This is a genomic window from Nocardia caishijiensis NBRC 108228 (assembly GCF_001612825.1).
Taxonomy (GTDB): Bacteria; Actinomycetota; Actinomycetes; order Mycobacteriales; family Mycobacteriaceae; genus Nocardia; species Nocardia caishijiensis.
On record NZ_BDBE01000034.1, the window covers coordinates 194,648 to 209,554 of the forward strand.

The following is a 14,907-nucleotide window of genomic DNA, read 5'->3' on the forward strand; positions in this document are numbered from 1 at the left end:
TGCGTCATCGGCGCGGCGCATCGGTGATACGGATTCGGTGCGCGCACATTTTCCTGGTCAACGCCGCCGGATGGCGCTGTGCGCCGGTGGTGTGACGCGCCCACGAAGTGTGCCGGGGCTACGAAACTAGCGTTGTCCACAGTGATTGTAGCGTGATATTCTGCGCAATCCGAATTTCGCGCCGTTCGGGCGTTGCGCGGAAATCGAAATCGCCGCCGGTGCAGGGGTGCATACGTGGTGCGTCACAGCGCAATTCATCGTTTCCGGTTTTCGCGCGTGCCGCGGATGTAATAGAGGTCACTGTAACCGCTGGTACCGGGATGTGAGACATTTCTTGTCGTGAGCATCACCGACACCGTCACCACCGCCGCGCGCAATGCCTGGGCCCTGAGCTTCGGCGACGGCATCGAGGCGCCCGACCCCGCGCCCTCGACCGTGCTGTGGGACGAACCGCATCGCTTGCTGCGCCGCTACGACGCCGGAAACGTCTCGGCCACAACCGATTCCGCTGTGCTGTTGATTCCGCCGCTGGCGGCGCCCGCCACCTGCTACGACCTGCGCGCGGACCAGAGCCTGGCCCGGCACCTGGTGTCCACCGGCCGCCCCACCTACCTCGTCGACTACGGCGAGATCGGCTTCGCCGACCGGCGGATGGGTTTCGAGGACTGGGTGCTCGACATCCTGCCCGAGGCGATCCGCCGCGTCAGCGCCGATCGCGGCGGCGCGCCCGTCGACCTGATCGGCTGGTCCATCGGCGGCATCTTCGCCCTGCTCACCGCCGCGGCGAATGCCGAGCTGCCGATCCGCTCGGTCACCGGAGTCGGCCCGCCGCTGGACTACGACAAGATGCTCGGCATGCCGCAGGTGCGGGCGGTCGCCCGGCTTACCGGCGGCAAGGCGGTCACCGGGGTGGTGCGCGCCGTCGGCGGCATCCCCGCGCCGCTGACCAAGCTCGCCTACCGGGTCGCCGCCTTCGACCGGGAACTGGCGCGGCCGATGTTCATCGCCAGCAATATCGCCCGCACCGAGACACTGGCCAGGATGGAATCCATCGACCGGTTCCAGGCCGCCATGCCCGGCTACCCCGGCCGCTTCTACGGACAGCTCTGGGGCCGGTTCATCCTGGCCAACGACATCGGCAAGGGCCGGGTGCACCTGAGCGAGCGCACCATCGACCTCGCCGACGTGCGAGTGCCGGTGCTGCTGTTCGGTGGCACCGCCGACGTGATCACGCCCAAGGCCGCCGTCGAACGCGGTCTGCGCACCCTCACCGGGTCGCCCTCGGTGACCTACGAGGTCGTGCCCGGCAGTCACCTCGGCATGCTCACCGGACCGCAGGCGCACGACACCACCTGGGTGCACCTGGACAAATTCCTGGCCGAACGCGACTGAACCCCGAGCGCGACTACGATTGGCGGTCATGGGAGCCCACACCTCTGCCGCGCCGGAAGCCTTCTCGACCACACCGCTGTCCGCCGATCACCCAGGGGTGACCGAACTGTTCGCGGTCCTCGCCTACGGCGAGCTGTCCGCGTTCTACCGACTCGCCGAGGAAGCCAAGCTCGCGCCGTCGCTGCGCGGGCGGGTGGCGGTGGCCAAGATGGCCGCCGCCGAGCTGGCGCACTTCGAGGCACTAGAGGCGGCGCTGGCCACCCGCGGCGTCGACGCCGAACAGGCGATGGACCAGTACCAGGGCGCCCTCGACTCCTACCACGCCTCCACCGACCCCTCGACGTGGCTCGAGTCGATGGTGAAGTTCTACGTCGGTGACGGTCTGGCCGCCGACTTCTACACCGAGATCGCCGGTGCGCTCCCCGCCGAGGTCGCCGACGTGGTGCGCGACGTGCTGGCCGAGACCGGGCATTCGCAGTTCGTGGTCGAGGAGGTCCGCAACGCCGTGACCGCCAGCCGGTCCGAACGTGACCGGCTCACCCTCTGGGGCCGCAGACTGCTCGGTGAGGCCATCACCCAGGCGCAGTACGTGATGGCCCAGCGCGACGAGCTGGCCGAACTGGTGCTGGCCGCCACGGGCGACCTCAACGGCATCGTCTCGCTGTTCGACCGCATGCAGGAACGCCACGCCGCCCGCATGGCCCAACTAGGGCTGTAGCCGCCTCTCCGGGTCTTTGGCCGGACTCGAGTGCGGGGCGACCTGGGAACGCGGCAAGCTTGGGGGACTGGCTGGGTTGGCTCGTACCGGCGAGTTACCCATGTGCTTGCCTTTCTCACCGGGACTCAGGCTGGATTCAGGTGCGGGGAGGTCTGGGTCGGTGGGCGGGGCAGTGGTGGTCGTAGCCCGTGCTGGTGACCCGGGTTCTCGCGTGATCTGTCAGCCGTTGGCTGCCTGCTGGTGCACCAGGCGCAATTCCGGTGCGCGGGCGGCGGTTTCGCGGGGGAGCCAGATGACGATCTGCTGGTCGTTGTCGGCCGAGAGGGTTTGCACGGTGAAAGTGAGTGTGCCTCGGTTCGGGTGTTCGAGGCCGAGGAGGGTCGGCAGGTTCTCGGCGAGTCGGTGCGGTTGCCAGCGGCGGGCGAATTCCGGTTCCGCGCTGAGGAATTCGATGGTCGAGGTGATGCTCTCGTCCTCGGGGCGGCGCAGTCTGGTGCGGGCCAGCTGATCGGCGAGCAGGTCGGCGTATTGCGGCCAGTCGGTGACGGTGGTGCGCGCCAGCGGGTGCCGGAACGCCCACACCGCCAGGTTCACCTGCTCGGGGTCGTCGAGCAGGCCGAGCGGGGCGACGAGGTCTTCCCACGAGTCGTTCCAGGCGAGCACATTCGCGCGCGGACCGAGGACGAACGCCGGGGTCGGGGTGAGGGCGTCGAGCACGGCGGTGAGCGCGGGCGTCACCTGATCGAGCTCCGGGTCGAAAGCCGTACTCGGGCACCGGGCTTCCTTGCTGGTGGTCAGTGCCAGCCAGCCGAAGTGCGCACGTTCGGTGTCGTTGAAGCGCAACGCGGTGGCCAGGGCGTCGACCACCGCCGGAGAGGGGTTGGTGTCGCGGCCCTGTTCCAGACGCGCCAGGTAGTCCGCGCTCACTCCGGCCAGCACCGCGACCTCCTCGCGGCGCAGGCCCGGTGTGCGGCGGCGCCCACCACCGGGCAGGCCCACGTCCTCGGGCCGCAGTTCCGCGCGGCGGGCGATGAGCAGTTCGGCGAAGGTCGAGCGGGCTGGTGGCTGGTCGGGCATGACACCATCCTTCCTGGTCCCGGCCTCGCCAGCCTGGCCCTGCCAGGTCCAGGATAACGGCGGTCTGGTTAACGGACCACGGTCCGGTCAGGCTGGGGGCATGACTTCTTCGACACAGACACAGCAGCTGAAGGCCGGATCCTGGGCGCTGGACCGCAGCCATTCGTCGGTCTCGTTCACCATTCGCCACCTCGGCATCGCCAAGGTGCGCGGCGGCTTCACCCGTTTCGAGACCGAGTTCGTTGTCGACGAATCCGGTGCCGCCATCATCGGCGCCACCATCGACCTCGACTCCTTCGACACCGGCAACGCCGACCGCGACGCCCACGTGCGCAATGCCGACTTCCTCGACGTCGCCAACCGTCCCACCCTCACCTTCCGCGCCACCGAGCCGGTCCGCGTCGCGGAGACCTTCACCGTCACCGGTGAGGCCACCCTCGGCACCGTCACCAAGCCGGTCACCCTCGAGGTGGAATGGGGCGGCGTCGGCGACTTCCCCGACGGTTCGCGCCACGCGGGCTTCTCCGCGACCGGTGCCATCAAGCGCACCGATTTCGGTGTCGGCGGGCCCATGCCGGGCATGCTGTCGGACACGGTGAAGATCGAACTCGACATCGAACTCGTCGAACCCTGACCGTTCGCTCACAGCGCAGGCAGGTGTGTCACCGGGGCCGAGCGGCTGCATTAACCTGGGAGACGACAACACAGGACTCTTACGTTCGGAGGTTGGCCGTGGAGGTCAAGATCGGTATTTCGGATAGCCCTCGGGAGCTCGTCATCAACAGCTCGCAGAGCCCTGACGAGATCGAGGCGCTGGTGACCGATGCCCTCAGCGGCTCCGGTGGCGTCGTCAAGCTCACCGACGACAAGAACCGGATGTTCCTGATCCAGGCCGCGAAGGTCGCCTATGTGGAGATCGGCTCCCCGGCCGTCGGCCGCGTCGGCTTCGCCACGGTGTAACCCGCGAAACACAAAGGCCCGCCTTCACGAAGGCGGGCCTTTCCGCGTCACGCAAGTGACAACTGATCTCGCAAGTACATGGGTAACTCACCGGGCACGGGCTGACCCAGCCACCTCCAGAGAGCTTGCCGCCTCCGGAACTCCCCACGCACCCAGGTCTGGCCTTATGACCCGGAGAGGCGGAACGGCACGTGCTTCAGGCCACCCCAGGCCAGGGCCACGGTGGTGTCGACGGCCTCGTCCTTGGGAACCGGCCGGTCGGCCTCCAGCCAGTACCGCGCGGAGAACTGGCTCGCGCCGACCAGGCCGACGGCCAGGATACGGGCCCGGTACGGATCGAGCCCCGAGTCGTGCGCGACCAGGTCGAACACCGCGTCGACGCAGGCCTCGGTGGCCTGTTCCACCCGGCGCTGCACCTGCGGCTCGCTGGTGAGGTCGGATTCGAAGACCAGGCGGAAGCCCTGCATCTCGTTGTCGACGAAGTCGAAGTAGGCGGCGACGGCGGCGCGCACGCGCTGCTTGTTGTCGGTGGTGGAGCGCAGCGCCTGGCGCACACTCGACACCAGGATGTCGACGTAGTTCTGCAGCACCGCCAGATACAGTTCCAGCTTGCTCGCGAAGTGCTGGTAGAGCACCGGCTTGCTGACACCGGCCACCTGCGAGATCTCGTCCATGCCCGCGGCGTGGTAGCCGCGCTGGACGAACACCTCGCTCGCCGCGAGCAGCAGTTGCTGCCGTCGCTCGTCGCGAGGCAGGCGGGTACCGCGCTTTGCCGGGACCGTCTCCGGCACCGATCGGCGCGAGGTCATGCGGTCCACGAGGTCAGTCATCTCGGCTCTCTTTGTCGACTACACCAGGCCAGGCGAATGTTCGGCCGATGTCCCACGAACGATACTCGCACAGTGTTCCCCCGGAGTATCGCCTACGGAAATGTAGTACCAGGCGGGACGGTTCGCCGGGCCGTAACCGGCGGATCTTCTCCGGCCACCGCGTCATCGATTTGGCCACTGTGAGAATCTGGTGTGGTGACCGACCGCCCGGAACGACCATCCGGCGGCGGGCGCGATGTCGCTCGCCCCACGCAAACCACCGAGTCCGGTGCAGTGACTTCGGAGTCAGAAGGGCGGGACCTGCAGGTCTACGACCCCCTCGGGCTGTATCAACCGGCCGACCGATCGCGCCAGCCCCTGCGCGCGCGCTGGGATCCCACCGAGGCGGACACCGGCAGGCCACGCAGCCCGCAGCGTGACGCCAAGAAGCAGAGCGCCATGGGTCGCTTCGTCTCCATCTACGGCTGGCGCGCCTACGCGCTGCCGGTGTTGCTGGCGGTGACGGTCTTCGTGATCGTCGACGCCCTGCGCACCGGGCCGAGGCCCGTACCGGTCGATCCAGGGTTCGGTGCGTTGAGTCCCGGCGTCGCGCAGTCCGGCATCATCGGCGCACCGCCCGGCGACGGGAAGTTCCCCGCCGATCTGCCGCTCGGCGCGCTGCCCGAGGGCGGCGTGTTCGTCGAGCGCGGCGCGGGCACCTGGCATGTGGTGCCGGGCGCGGGCCCGCAGGTCGGGGCCGGCACCGAACGCGTGTTCCGCTACACCGTCGAGGTGGAGGACGGCATCGACACCTCGGCCTATGGTGGCGACGTGGCCGTGGCCAAGATGGTGGAGACCACCCTGGCCAACCCCAAGAGCTGGACCAAGGACCCCAAGTTCGGTTTCCAGCGCATCGACGTCGGCGAACCCGACTTCCGGCTCTCGCTCACCTCCCGCGAAAGCACCCGCGCCGCATGTGGGTTCGAGATCCCCATCGACTCGTCGTGCTACAACGCGGGCATCGACCGGGTGGTGCTGTCGGAGGCGCGCTGGGTGCGCGGCGCGCTCGCCTTCGACGGCGACATCGGTTCCTACCGGCAGTACCTCGTCAACCACGAGGTCGGCCACGCCATCGGCTACCACGGCCACCAGCCGTGCGAGACCGAGGGCGGCCTGGCGCCGATCATGATGCAGCAGACGTTCGGCACCAAGAACAACGACATCGCCCAGCTCGACCCGCACGGTGTGGTCCCGCCCGACGGCAAGACCTGCCGCTTCAACCCCTGGCCGTACCCGCGCGGCTGACAGCTGCGCCGGTGCGAGAGCATGGGCGGGAAGAACAGTGCGGCGGGCAGTGTTGTAGGTACACACGGCCACCGGTTTGCGGCCGCCTTGATCTGGACCGACCAGAGGGTGCGACGAAGGACTGCCCGCCGGGAGGGAAGATCAAGGGAACAGGCCGCAAACCCGCGGCGCCAGCCGCCAAGAACACAGGAGTTCCAACGTGTCTTTCAACGGGTCCCTACCGCCGCTCGTCGAGCCCGCGGCGGAACTGACCAAGGACGAGGTCGCGCGGTACAGCCGCCACCTGATCATCCCCGATCTCGGTGTCGACGGTCAGAAACGGTTGAAGAACGCCAAGGTGCTCGTGATCGGCGCGGGCGGTCTCGGTTCGCCCGCCCTGCTGTATCTGGCCGCCGCGGGCGTCGGCACGCTCGGGATCGTCGAGTTCGACGAGGTCGACATGTCGAACCTGCAGCGCCAGGTCATCCACGGCGAGTCCGATATCGGCCGGTCCAAGGCCGACAGCGCCCGCGATTCGATCCTCGAGATCAATTCGGGAATCGACGTGCGGCTGCACAAGATCCGCCTCGAACCCGACAACGCCGTCGAGCTGTTCGGCGAGTACGACCTGATCGTCGACGGCACCGACAACTTCGCCACCCGCTACCTGGTCAACGACGCCGCCGTGCTGGCGGGCAAGCCCTACGTGTGGGGCTCGATCTACCGCTTCGAGGGCCAGGTGTCGGTGTTCTGGGAGGACGCACCCGACGGGCGTGGCATCAACTACCGCGACCTGTACCCGGAGGCCCCGCCGCCGGGCATGGTCCCGTCCTGCGCCGAGGGCGGCGTGCTCGGGGTGCTGTGCGCGTCGATCGGTTCGGTGATGGTGACCGAGGCGATCAAGCTCATCACCGGCATCGGTGAGACGCTGCTCGGCCGTCTGATGGTCTACGACGCACTGGACATGAACTACCGCACCATCAAGCTGCGCCGCGATCCGGAACGTGCGCCGATCACCGAACTGATCGACTACGAGGCGTTCTGCGGTGTGGTGTCGGAGGAGGGCCAGGCCGCCGCCGCCGGGTCGACCGTCACCGCCGCCGAGCTGAAGGACCTGCTCGACGCCGACAAGGTCGAACTCATCGACGTGCGCGAGCCGGTGGAGTGGGACATCGTGCACATCGACGGTGCGACGTTGATCCCCAAGGACCGCATCCTCTCCGGTGAGGCGCTCTCGGAACTGCCGCAGAACAAGCCGATCGTGCTGCACTGCAAGACCGGGATCCGCTCGGCCGAGGCGCTGGCGGCGCTCAAGCGCGCCGGTTTCGCCGACGCCACGCACCTGCAGGGTGGCGTGGTTGCCTGGGCCAAGCAGGTCGATCCGTCGCTGCCCGTGTACTGATCCGCCGTTGATTGCGGGGAGGTCGCAATGGGGTCGCGTGCCAGCGTGCCTTCGGGCTGTTGACGCGTCCTCAGGGTTACGGTACGGCCGTGACGTCAGTGACTTCAGTCGAACCACCCGAGCATGTGCGGGCCACATTCGGTCTTCGAGAAGTGACGCCGGTCTCCCTCGGTGACTGGGACGGTGGCTGGCGGCTCGGCGATGTGGTGCTGAGCCCGGTGGCCGATCACGCCCGCGCGGCGTGGTCGGCCAAGGTGCGCGAAACCCTCGCCGTCGACGGTGTGCGCGTCGCGCGTCCGGTGCGTGCCACCGACGGCCGCTACGTGGTGTCGGGCTGGCGTGCCGACACCTTCATCGACGGCGCCCCCGAACCCCGCCACGACGAGGTGGTGTCGGTGTCGCTGCGATTACACAAGGCGACAGCACAATTGGAGCGCCCGCGTTTCCTGGTGCAGCCACCCGTCGCGCCGTGGGTGGATGTGGACGTGTTCGTCGCCGCCGACCGGGCCGCCTGGGAATCGGTGCCGCTGCGCACCCTGCGCGCGGGCGGCGTCCCCCTCACCGCGACCCCCGACGGCCAGCGCAGCCTCGAATTGATCGGCCAGCTGGCCACCTTGCGCAAACCGGTCCGCAGCCCCGACCAACTCGTGCACGGCGACCTGTTCGGCACGGTCCTGTTCTCCGGCACCCACGCCCCCGGCCTCACCGACATCACCCCGTACTGGCGCCCCGCCGCCTGGGCGGCAGGCGTGGTCGTGGTGGACGCGCTGGCCTGGGGTGGCGGTGACGACGGCCTCCTGGAACGCTGGTCCACGCTGCCCGAATGGCCGCAAATGTTGTTGCGCGCCTTGATCTTCCGCCTCGCCGTGCATGCCTTGCACCCCCGCTCCACCCCCGAGGCCTTCCCGGGCCTCGCGCGCACCGCGGACATGGTCCGTCTGGTGCTCTGAGGCGGCTGAGTACACTTCCCCTCGTTTCGATGTGAGCGAGCGGGGCCGGGCGTCTAGGCTTGATATCAGGGTGTTCTTGTGCGCGAACGCAAGGGAGCAGATGACCACCATCGAGGAGACAGTTCGCTATCGGGAGCCGACACCGAGCGACCTGCCCGACATTCAGCTCATCGACGGGGCCGCCTTTCCGGCCGACCGTTACCCCTTCTTCGTCCTACGGCAGCTGCTGCAGGCCGACAGTTCCCGCAGCGTCGTCGCCGTCGAGCCCGGCAATGACGACGAAGTGGTCGGTTACGCGCTGACCATCATGGGCGAGGGGTCGCGGGCCTGGCTGCTGAGTCTCGCGGTCTCACCCGATCGCCGCGGGTGCGGTTACGGGCGGGGGCTGCTGGCGCGCACCATCGCCCTGTGTCAGGAAAAAGGCGACGCGGACGAGATCTGGTTGACCGTCGACCCGAAGAACGTCACCGCCTACAGCCTGTTCGAGGACGTCGGGTTCGTGCTGCGCGTGCACGACGAAACGTATTTCGGCGAGGGCCAGCCACGCGATGTGCTGGTCTACAAGCTGCGTAGGATCTCTGCTGCCGACCACAGGTGAGAACCGTTACTCTGGAACTTGATTCGGGGTGGCGGGACGCGGGGAGCACGAGATGGCGATGGGCGGGGGGTCGCGGTCAGGGCACGACCCGGTCGGTGAGCTCATCGAGGACCGCGCACACGACTACGCCATCAGGCTCGACTCGGCAGCCGAGGCCGACAGCCTGGACGACTTCGACCGGGTCGTCGCCGGGTTCCTCGACGATCCCGAACTGCTTGTCGTCCAACCCGACAGCAGACTGCGCTTCGGCGATGTCTACGACCGTGCCTGCGAACCCGGCCCGGACGACGAACTCTGGCGCGCCCGCAAGCCGCTGATCGCCGGGTTGATCGCGGCCGACATCGAGTTCCGCGGCCCGTTGCGATTGAGTCCCACCCAGAATGCTCTGCTCGCAACACAATTCGAGAAACTCGGCGCGGCGCTGAGTCGCCACGAGCTGCCCGCGCACGCGGTGCGCGCGTGGACCGCGGCGATGGAGCTCTATCGCCACGCGCACAACTCCGACGCCGAGGACCGGTGCGGGTTCGCCTTGGCGCGGGCGCGCCGGGCGACGCTGCCGCCGGGGTGGGCCCGGGGTGCGAGCCTCGCGGCGGATCTGTTGTGCGGCTACGGATATCGGCCGTTCCGGTTGCTGGCTTGGGTGGTGGTGCAGATCGCGGTGTTCGTCGGTCTCGCCCTGCTGCTGGCCGGCACGAAATCACCGACAGATGTCGTCTATCTGGCGGTGCTGACGTTCCTGAACCCGCTGGATCCGAACAATGTGGCCGGGATGGAACCGCAGGCCAAGCTGCTGTTCGCCACCGAGGCATGCCTTGGCGCGGTCTCGATGTCGGTGTTCTTCGCCCTGCTGGTACGGCGGTGGTTCCGGCTCTGATCAGCGTCCCGGCGCGTTGGTACCGCGCACGGCGTGATAGGTGGCGACGTCGATGCGGCGCTGGATCTGTTCGACGCGGGCGGTCCACTGTTTGGACAGCCCCGCCACCGTTTGCAGATCCCGCCAGGGTGCGCGCATCGCGGTGGGCACTTGAGCACCGGGCATCCACAGGTGGGTCAGGTGCTCGAGCACCGGAGCGAGCGCGGCCACCTGACGCCCCTCGTCGAGCCCCTCTGCCGCCCGCACCCGTGCATCGATCACCGTGAGCAGCCAGTCGTGGACGGCGACATCCTCGCAGAACCGAAGGGCCGCAGGCAGATCCGTGGATTCCTTGACTGTCACCCGCAAAGTCCTGAACTCTTCGTCCTCGATCCGCATCGATACCGCGGGACCGGTGGTGCCACCGACAATCGCGTTCCAGCGCAGCCGCGTCGTCGGCGCCCGCAGGGGCCGATGCCCATCCAGGACGGGGGAGGCGCGCAGGTTGTCCAGCTGCCGTGCGCAGATCGACCCGACATCGATGGTGGTGGCGCCGGGCGGGGCGAAATAGCCTGCCGCGAGTTGCTTTCCGGCGGCCGTGCTGTCGGGTAGTTCGCCGACGAGCTCGGTGACCCCGATCCGTGCGATGTAATGCGCCCACGGCATGCGCTTCTTCTGCTGCGCCCGCACCACCGTGGTGTGCGAGGACACCTGCGCTATCCGTCCGCCGGTCAGGATCGCGGTCGACGCGACGGTGCCGACCACCCGCGCGGTCGTGTTCGCGTTCGGACCCCACCCGAGATGACAGTCGACACCGGTGGCGTGGCGTGGCGAAAAGGCAAGGGGGCAGGGACGTTCGCGGCGCACCACCGTCGCGCCCGCAACGGTGGCCAGCAACTCGACGGTGCCGCGGTCGTCCAGGGTCAGCGAATGGGGCAGCAGGCAGGTGCGGATCTCGCCGAGTACCACGAGCGGGGTGGGGCGGCGCGGTGGCGCGGGCACGGTCAGGATCCGTCCAGCAGCAGATGCCCCACTCGCTCGACGACCTTGGCCGGGATCGGCACGCGCTCGGCCAGCCCCTGGGCCGCCACCTGGGCGGCGACATCGTCGTCGGGAGCGAGGTGGTCGAGGATGACGCGCACCGCCGACTCGATGAGCAGATAGCGCTTGGGCAACATCGACAGCGTCCGATAGGCCGTGAACGGCGCTGCATCCGCGTTCAGCCGCATCACCGGCGGCAGGTCCTGCCAGCGCTCGGGCCACTCCCGATCGGGCGTCCACAACTGTGGATCGACCACGGGCGCACCGTGATAGCGCAGCATGCCGAGCCGAAGCAATTGCCAGACCGCGGCCAGGAACGGACACGACCAGCGCCTGCCCGCCTCGTCACGGTCGTGCCACAACTCGACATCGAGGAAGATCGAGTGCTCGCCGCGGCCGTACTCCTGCGGTGGCCGATATGGTTGCGGATGCATGGCCGCGCGGGCGGAGCCGTTCTGTTCCCGGCGGCCGTTGCACAGCCAGCCGAATTCGGTGGTCGGCGGTCGGCCGCCGGTGGCGACCTCTTCGTCCTCGGGCTGGGCGATGAGCCGTGCCGAAACCATCTCGGCCACCGGGACGGGTTCGCCGACGGCCACCCCGTCGGCGAACCTCGGCGCCCGATGACAGGCCGATTCGCGGGCCAGGTAGTCGATCCGCAAGCCTGCCTCGTCGGCGGCGCCCAACAGCCGGTCCAGTACCTTTGCCGGGGTGAAACGCGGCTGGAAGTAGTCGTCGGTGAGATAGCAGGTACTCACCCGTGTCTGCGGCCCGAATTCCACCCGCGCGGACTCGATGAACGCGGCGACCAGCGGCACCGCGCGCCGGAACTGCGCGCGGACCAGGTCGGTGTCGTCGACGATCTCCTCGTGCCGGAAATGGCAGACCTCGATCGAGAGGTGGGCCATCGGCAGCGGCGTGATATCGGCTTCCTCCGAAGCCTCCCGGTAGATCGGTGAACTCATCGGCCTGTGTCCCAAGTCGTCGAATCCGTCAGTCGCCGAGCGAGATTCGTGTAGGCAGCGACGGTGGCGGGGTTGGCCAGGCGGGCGCCGACATCGGCGTCGAGGATCAGCTGTTCGCGCCATTGCAGCATGGGTTCGATCGGGGTCTGGCCGAGCATCATCGCGGCACCGATGCCGTTGGCCGTGGCGAGTTCGCGCAGCGAGTTGGCCTGTTCCTTCAGCCAGGTCGCCTGGGCCGGGTCGGCCACGCGGGTGGAGTCCGATTCGGCGACCGCGGTGCGCACGCAGCGCATCGAGGCCAGCAGATCCGCTTTCGCGTGGCCCCACGCCGTCGCGGTTTCGAGCAGTCCGTGTGCACCGTGCACCAGGCCACCCGCGGCCAGCACGTGCTGACGGGTCCAGCGATGGAACACCAGCCAGCGATGGGTGTGGTTGCGCAGCACCGTCGATGCGGTGGCGCGCAGCGCGATTTCGAGGGCGACCGAGCGGCCGGCGCTGAGGTCGACGATCACCACGGCGAATTCGTTCAGCAGGTTGGCGAGCAGGAGGGCGCCCAGCCGCACACTGGCGTCGTTACAACCGAATTCGCCGCCGCCGATATCGCCGGGCAGCAACGTCAGGCTGCCCGCCCGGGGCGGGTTGCGGCGCAACTGCGGACGATCGGTGTCGCGGCCGACGTTGATCCGGGTCGGCTCGCGGGTCTGGCCGAGCAGATAGGAATGCAGGCCGTGGCCCTCGGTGACACCGCGTTCGACGCCACCGATCTCGAACAGCGCGCCCGCGGTCGGGGAACCGAAATCGAAATCGACATAGGCCACGTCCAGGCCGCGCAACCACAGGCGGTAGGCGATATTGCAGCTGGTGACCGAGCGCCCCGTGCCGCCCTTGTCGGAGGTCGCGAAGACCAGGATCGATGCCGGGTCGTTAGCGCTCATCGGGTGGCGTCCTCCCTGGCATAGGCGAGGGCGGCGAGTCGGAGCAGGACGCTGTATGCCAGGGCCTCGGCGGTGCTCGGTTGCTTGTCCATGAGCGCGTTGGCCTGGGTGAGCGACTCCTCGATCGCGGCGAGCTCGGTGTATCTCGGGGAGTCGACGTCGTCGCCGACCTGCAGGGTTTCCTTGATGAAAAGGTGATCGGCCTCGCTGATCTTGATCAGCGCGGCAGCACGCATGCTCGGTGCGGCCAACGGCGGACGGTCGAAGGTGTTGTGCGCGACGACGAGGCATTCCATCACGCGCTCGGTCAGGAACCATGAGGGTGCCGGGTCGGTCGTATCACCGTTGCCGCCCAGGTTGTCCCACAGACCGGCCGAACAACCGGTCGCGATCGCCCTGGCCTCCAGGTGCACAAGCGCGGATTCGGCCAGATCGAGCAGTGCCACACGGGTGGGTACCTCGCGCGCCAGGCGGGCCGCCTGCAAGCTGCGCTTGAGCAGCAGGGTGGTGTAGTCGTTGACGTGATAGCCGAGCACCGGGCCGCCGTCGACGTCCTCGGATCCCTTGAGCGTCAACAGGAGTCCGGGATGGTGCAGTTGGTCGGCCGGATCGTCGGGGGTCGGGCGGCTGGTGATGCGGCCGCGTTCGGCCAGCTGACGCAGCACCGCCGCGGTACGGTCGAGATCTGATGTGGATTCCTTCTCCAGCAGGTCCTGGATGAGGAACGCGGTCACGGCCAGGCTGTAGTAGTCGGACTGCTTGCCGTCGGAAGTGCGCCACGGCAGGTCCTCGAGCGGCCAGCGTCCCCGGCCGAACCGCGAGATCGTCGACCAGTACTTCTGCGCCAGTTCCGCGCGGCGCTTGAGCGACTCGACCAGCTCGACCTGGTGCGGCTCGAACAGGTCGGGCTCCGAAGTGCGTTGGGAGTACAGGTCTTTGATGCCGTCGAGGGCGACGAGGGTGAAGTAGAGATAGGGCTGGGTGACCGCGTATCCGGGCTGGGTGGCGATCCGGGCGGTGACGTCCGCGCGGGGGCCGACATCGCGGCCGATGCCCCAGGTCCAGCCGCATTCGAAGGCACGGTTGTCGTCGCGCAGGTCGATGCCTTCGGGGTGACCGGAGCGAACATCGGTCTCGGCCTGCACTCGGATGGGTCCGAGCGCGGCGGAGAAGTCGGCGATGATCTCCTTGGCCGGGGCACCGGTCTGGTTCACCAGGTCGAGAATCTGCTGACCGGGCGGGGAGGAGAACGGCGGGGTGTCCATCACGAAACTACGGATCAGGCCGACCATCGCGCACGTCAGCCTGGTACTCACCTGGGGAATCAGCGCCTTCACACGCTCGTTGAGCCGCCGGGCCTCACGTCGTACCTCGTGTTCGAGATAGCGTTCGATACCGCGCAGAAAACGTAGCGAGGCGATGCACAGGCTCAGCGACATCGAATACGAGTCGACGACCTCGAGTTCGCATTGCGCGGCCGTCGGTTCGCCGAAGCCCGCATCGCGAAAGTAGCTCCCGCCGGGGAAGATCGGTTCGCCCTCGGCGTCGGTGTAGGTAGCGAAGAACTCCTCGAGCTTGGCCACCAGCGCGGCGCCGACCCGGATGTCCTCGCCGAGCACCGCCGTCACCGAGGCGACATCGACGGCGGTGGCGATACTGTCCGGATCGAGGGCGAAGTTCGCCAGCTCGCTCGACGGATACAGCAGGCACATCAACTGTTCGGCGTCGCTCACCGAGTTGCGGCCGTCGCGCCCGCCCCAGACCCATGCCCCCTCGCGGAACGAGGTCCGTAGGTGGGCACGCCACAGATCCAGCAGTTGTTGGCGCGGTCGTATTCTCATCGATGTCCCCCAGTGCAGCCAGGCAACGCCAGTATGCCGACTCGGTCATCGGGTTGTCATCGGTTGTGCCGTAATAGGTTTCGCT

Annotated in this window: 15 protein-coding genes; 9 read left to right on the plus strand and 6 right to left on the minus strand. The window is 68.2% G+C overall.

The genetic code is table 11. The annotated features are described in order from the left end of the window. The first annotated feature begins 339 nt into the window (after window positions 1–339). Window positions 340–1,392 carry an alpha/beta fold hydrolase gene (locus NC7_RS19110; protein ID WP_067984994.1) on the plus strand — a complete coding sequence of 351 codons (1,053 nt, stop codon included), beginning with the start codon at window positions 340–342 and terminating at the stop codon, window positions 1,390–1,392. Window positions 1,393–1,420: 28 nt separating this feature from the next. Next, window positions 1,421–2,110 carry a ferritin-like fold-containing protein gene (locus NC7_RS19115; RefSeq protein WP_067984996.1) on the plus strand — a complete coding sequence of 230 codons (690 nt, stop codon included), beginning with the start codon at window positions 1,421–1,423 and terminating at the stop codon, window positions 2,108–2,110. A 219-nt stretch (window positions 2,111–2,329) separates the two neighbouring features. On the opposite strand, the gene NC7_RS19120 is transcribed toward NC7_RS19115, so the two are convergent. Next, window positions 2,330–3,187, minus strand: a complete 858-nt coding sequence (locus NC7_RS19120; protein WP_067984998.1) for a helix-turn-helix transcriptional regulator — start codon at window positions 3,185–3,187, stop codon at window positions 2,330–2,332. A gap of 100 nt (window positions 3,188–3,287) precedes the next feature. Here NC7_RS19120 and NC7_RS19125 point away from each other — a divergent pair, with 100 nt between their 5' ends. Both NC7_RS19125 and NC7_RS19130 read left to right on the plus strand, forming a co-directional pair. Continuing rightward, complete coding sequence (locus tag NC7_RS19125; RefSeq protein WP_067985000.1) at window positions 3,288–3,821, plus strand: YceI family protein; 534 nt, start codon at window positions 3,288–3,290, stop codon at window positions 3,819–3,821. 98 nt (window positions 3,822–3,919) lie between these two features. Next, window positions 3,920–4,147, plus strand: a complete 228-nt coding sequence (locus NC7_RS19130) for a DUF3107 domain-containing protein (protein ID WP_067985002.1) — start codon at window positions 3,920–3,922, stop codon at window positions 4,145–4,147. 164 nt (window positions 4,148–4,311) lie between these two features. On the opposite strand, the gene fasR is transcribed toward NC7_RS19130, so the two are convergent. Next, the gene (gene fasR / locus NC7_RS19135; RefSeq protein WP_067985004.1) at window positions 4,312–4,977 is read right to left on the minus strand and encodes an HTH-type transcriptional activator FasR; all 666 of its coding nucleotides are present in this window, start codon (window positions 4,975–4,977) and stop codon (window positions 4,312–4,314) included. Between the two features lie 192 nt (window positions 4,978–5,169). Between fasR and NC7_RS19140 the strand changes: the two genes are divergently transcribed. The 5 genes from NC7_RS19140 to NC7_RS19160 all read left to right on the plus strand — a co-directional run bounded on the left by NC7_RS19140 (window position 5,170) and on the right by NC7_RS19160 (window position 10,064). After that, the gene (locus tag NC7_RS19140) at window positions 5,170–6,261 is read left to right on the plus strand and encodes a DUF3152 domain-containing protein (protein ID WP_067985006.1); all 1,092 of its coding nucleotides are present in this window, start codon (window positions 5,170–5,172) and stop codon (window positions 6,259–6,261) included. Between the two features lie 199 nt (window positions 6,262–6,460). Beyond that, a complete protein-coding gene (moeZ, locus tag NC7_RS19145; protein WP_067985008.1) occupies window positions 6,461–7,642 on the plus strand; it encodes an adenylyltransferase/sulfurtransferase MoeZ in 1,182 nt (393 codons plus the stop codon). A gap of 98 nt (window positions 7,643–7,740) precedes the next feature. Beyond that, window positions 7,741–8,592: a TIGR02569 family protein gene (locus NC7_RS19150; RefSeq protein WP_067985009.1), complete on the plus strand. Its 852-nt coding sequence runs from the start codon at window positions 7,741–7,743 to the stop codon at window positions 8,590–8,592. Between the two features lie 100 nt (window positions 8,593–8,692). Then, window positions 8,693–9,190 carry a GNAT family N-acetyltransferase gene (locus tag NC7_RS19155; RefSeq protein WP_067985011.1) on the plus strand — a complete coding sequence of 166 codons (498 nt, stop codon included), beginning with the start codon at window positions 8,693–8,695 and terminating at the stop codon, window positions 9,188–9,190. Between the two features lie 52 nt (window positions 9,191–9,242). Beyond that, the gene (locus NC7_RS19160; RefSeq protein WP_067985013.1) at window positions 9,243–10,064 is read left to right on the plus strand and encodes a hypothetical protein; all 822 of its coding nucleotides are present in this window, start codon (window positions 9,243–9,245) and stop codon (window positions 10,062–10,064) included. Here the strand turns inward: NC7_RS19160 and NC7_RS19165 are convergent, their stop codons facing one another. From NC7_RS19165 to NC7_RS19180, 4 genes are read right to left on the minus strand one after another with little or no spacing between them, the layout of a single operon-like run. Then, window positions 10,065–11,045, minus strand: a complete 981-nt coding sequence (locus NC7_RS19165) for an SCO2521 family protein (RefSeq protein ID WP_067985015.1) — start codon at window positions 11,043–11,045, stop codon at window positions 10,065–10,067. It lies immediately after the preceding gene. A 2-nt stretch (window positions 11,046–11,047) separates the two neighbouring features. Beyond that, window positions 11,048–12,046 carry an SCO2522 family protein gene (locus NC7_RS19170; RefSeq protein ID WP_067985017.1) on the minus strand — a complete coding sequence of 333 codons (999 nt, stop codon included), beginning with the start codon at window positions 12,044–12,046 and terminating at the stop codon, window positions 11,048–11,050. After that, entirely contained in the window at window positions 12,043–12,981 is a 939-nt protein-coding gene (locus NC7_RS19175) for an SCO2523 family variant P-loop protein (RefSeq protein WP_236573485.1), read from the minus strand. Before NC7_RS19175 ends, NC7_RS19170 begins: the two co-directional genes overlap by 4 nt. Further along, complete coding sequence (locus NC7_RS19180) at window positions 12,978–14,822, minus strand: SCO2524 family protein (protein ID WP_157102075.1); 1,845 nt, start codon at window positions 14,820–14,822, stop codon at window positions 12,978–12,980. Before NC7_RS19180 ends, NC7_RS19175 begins: the two co-directional genes overlap by 4 nt. Between the last annotated feature and the right edge of the window lie 85 nt (window positions 14,823–14,907).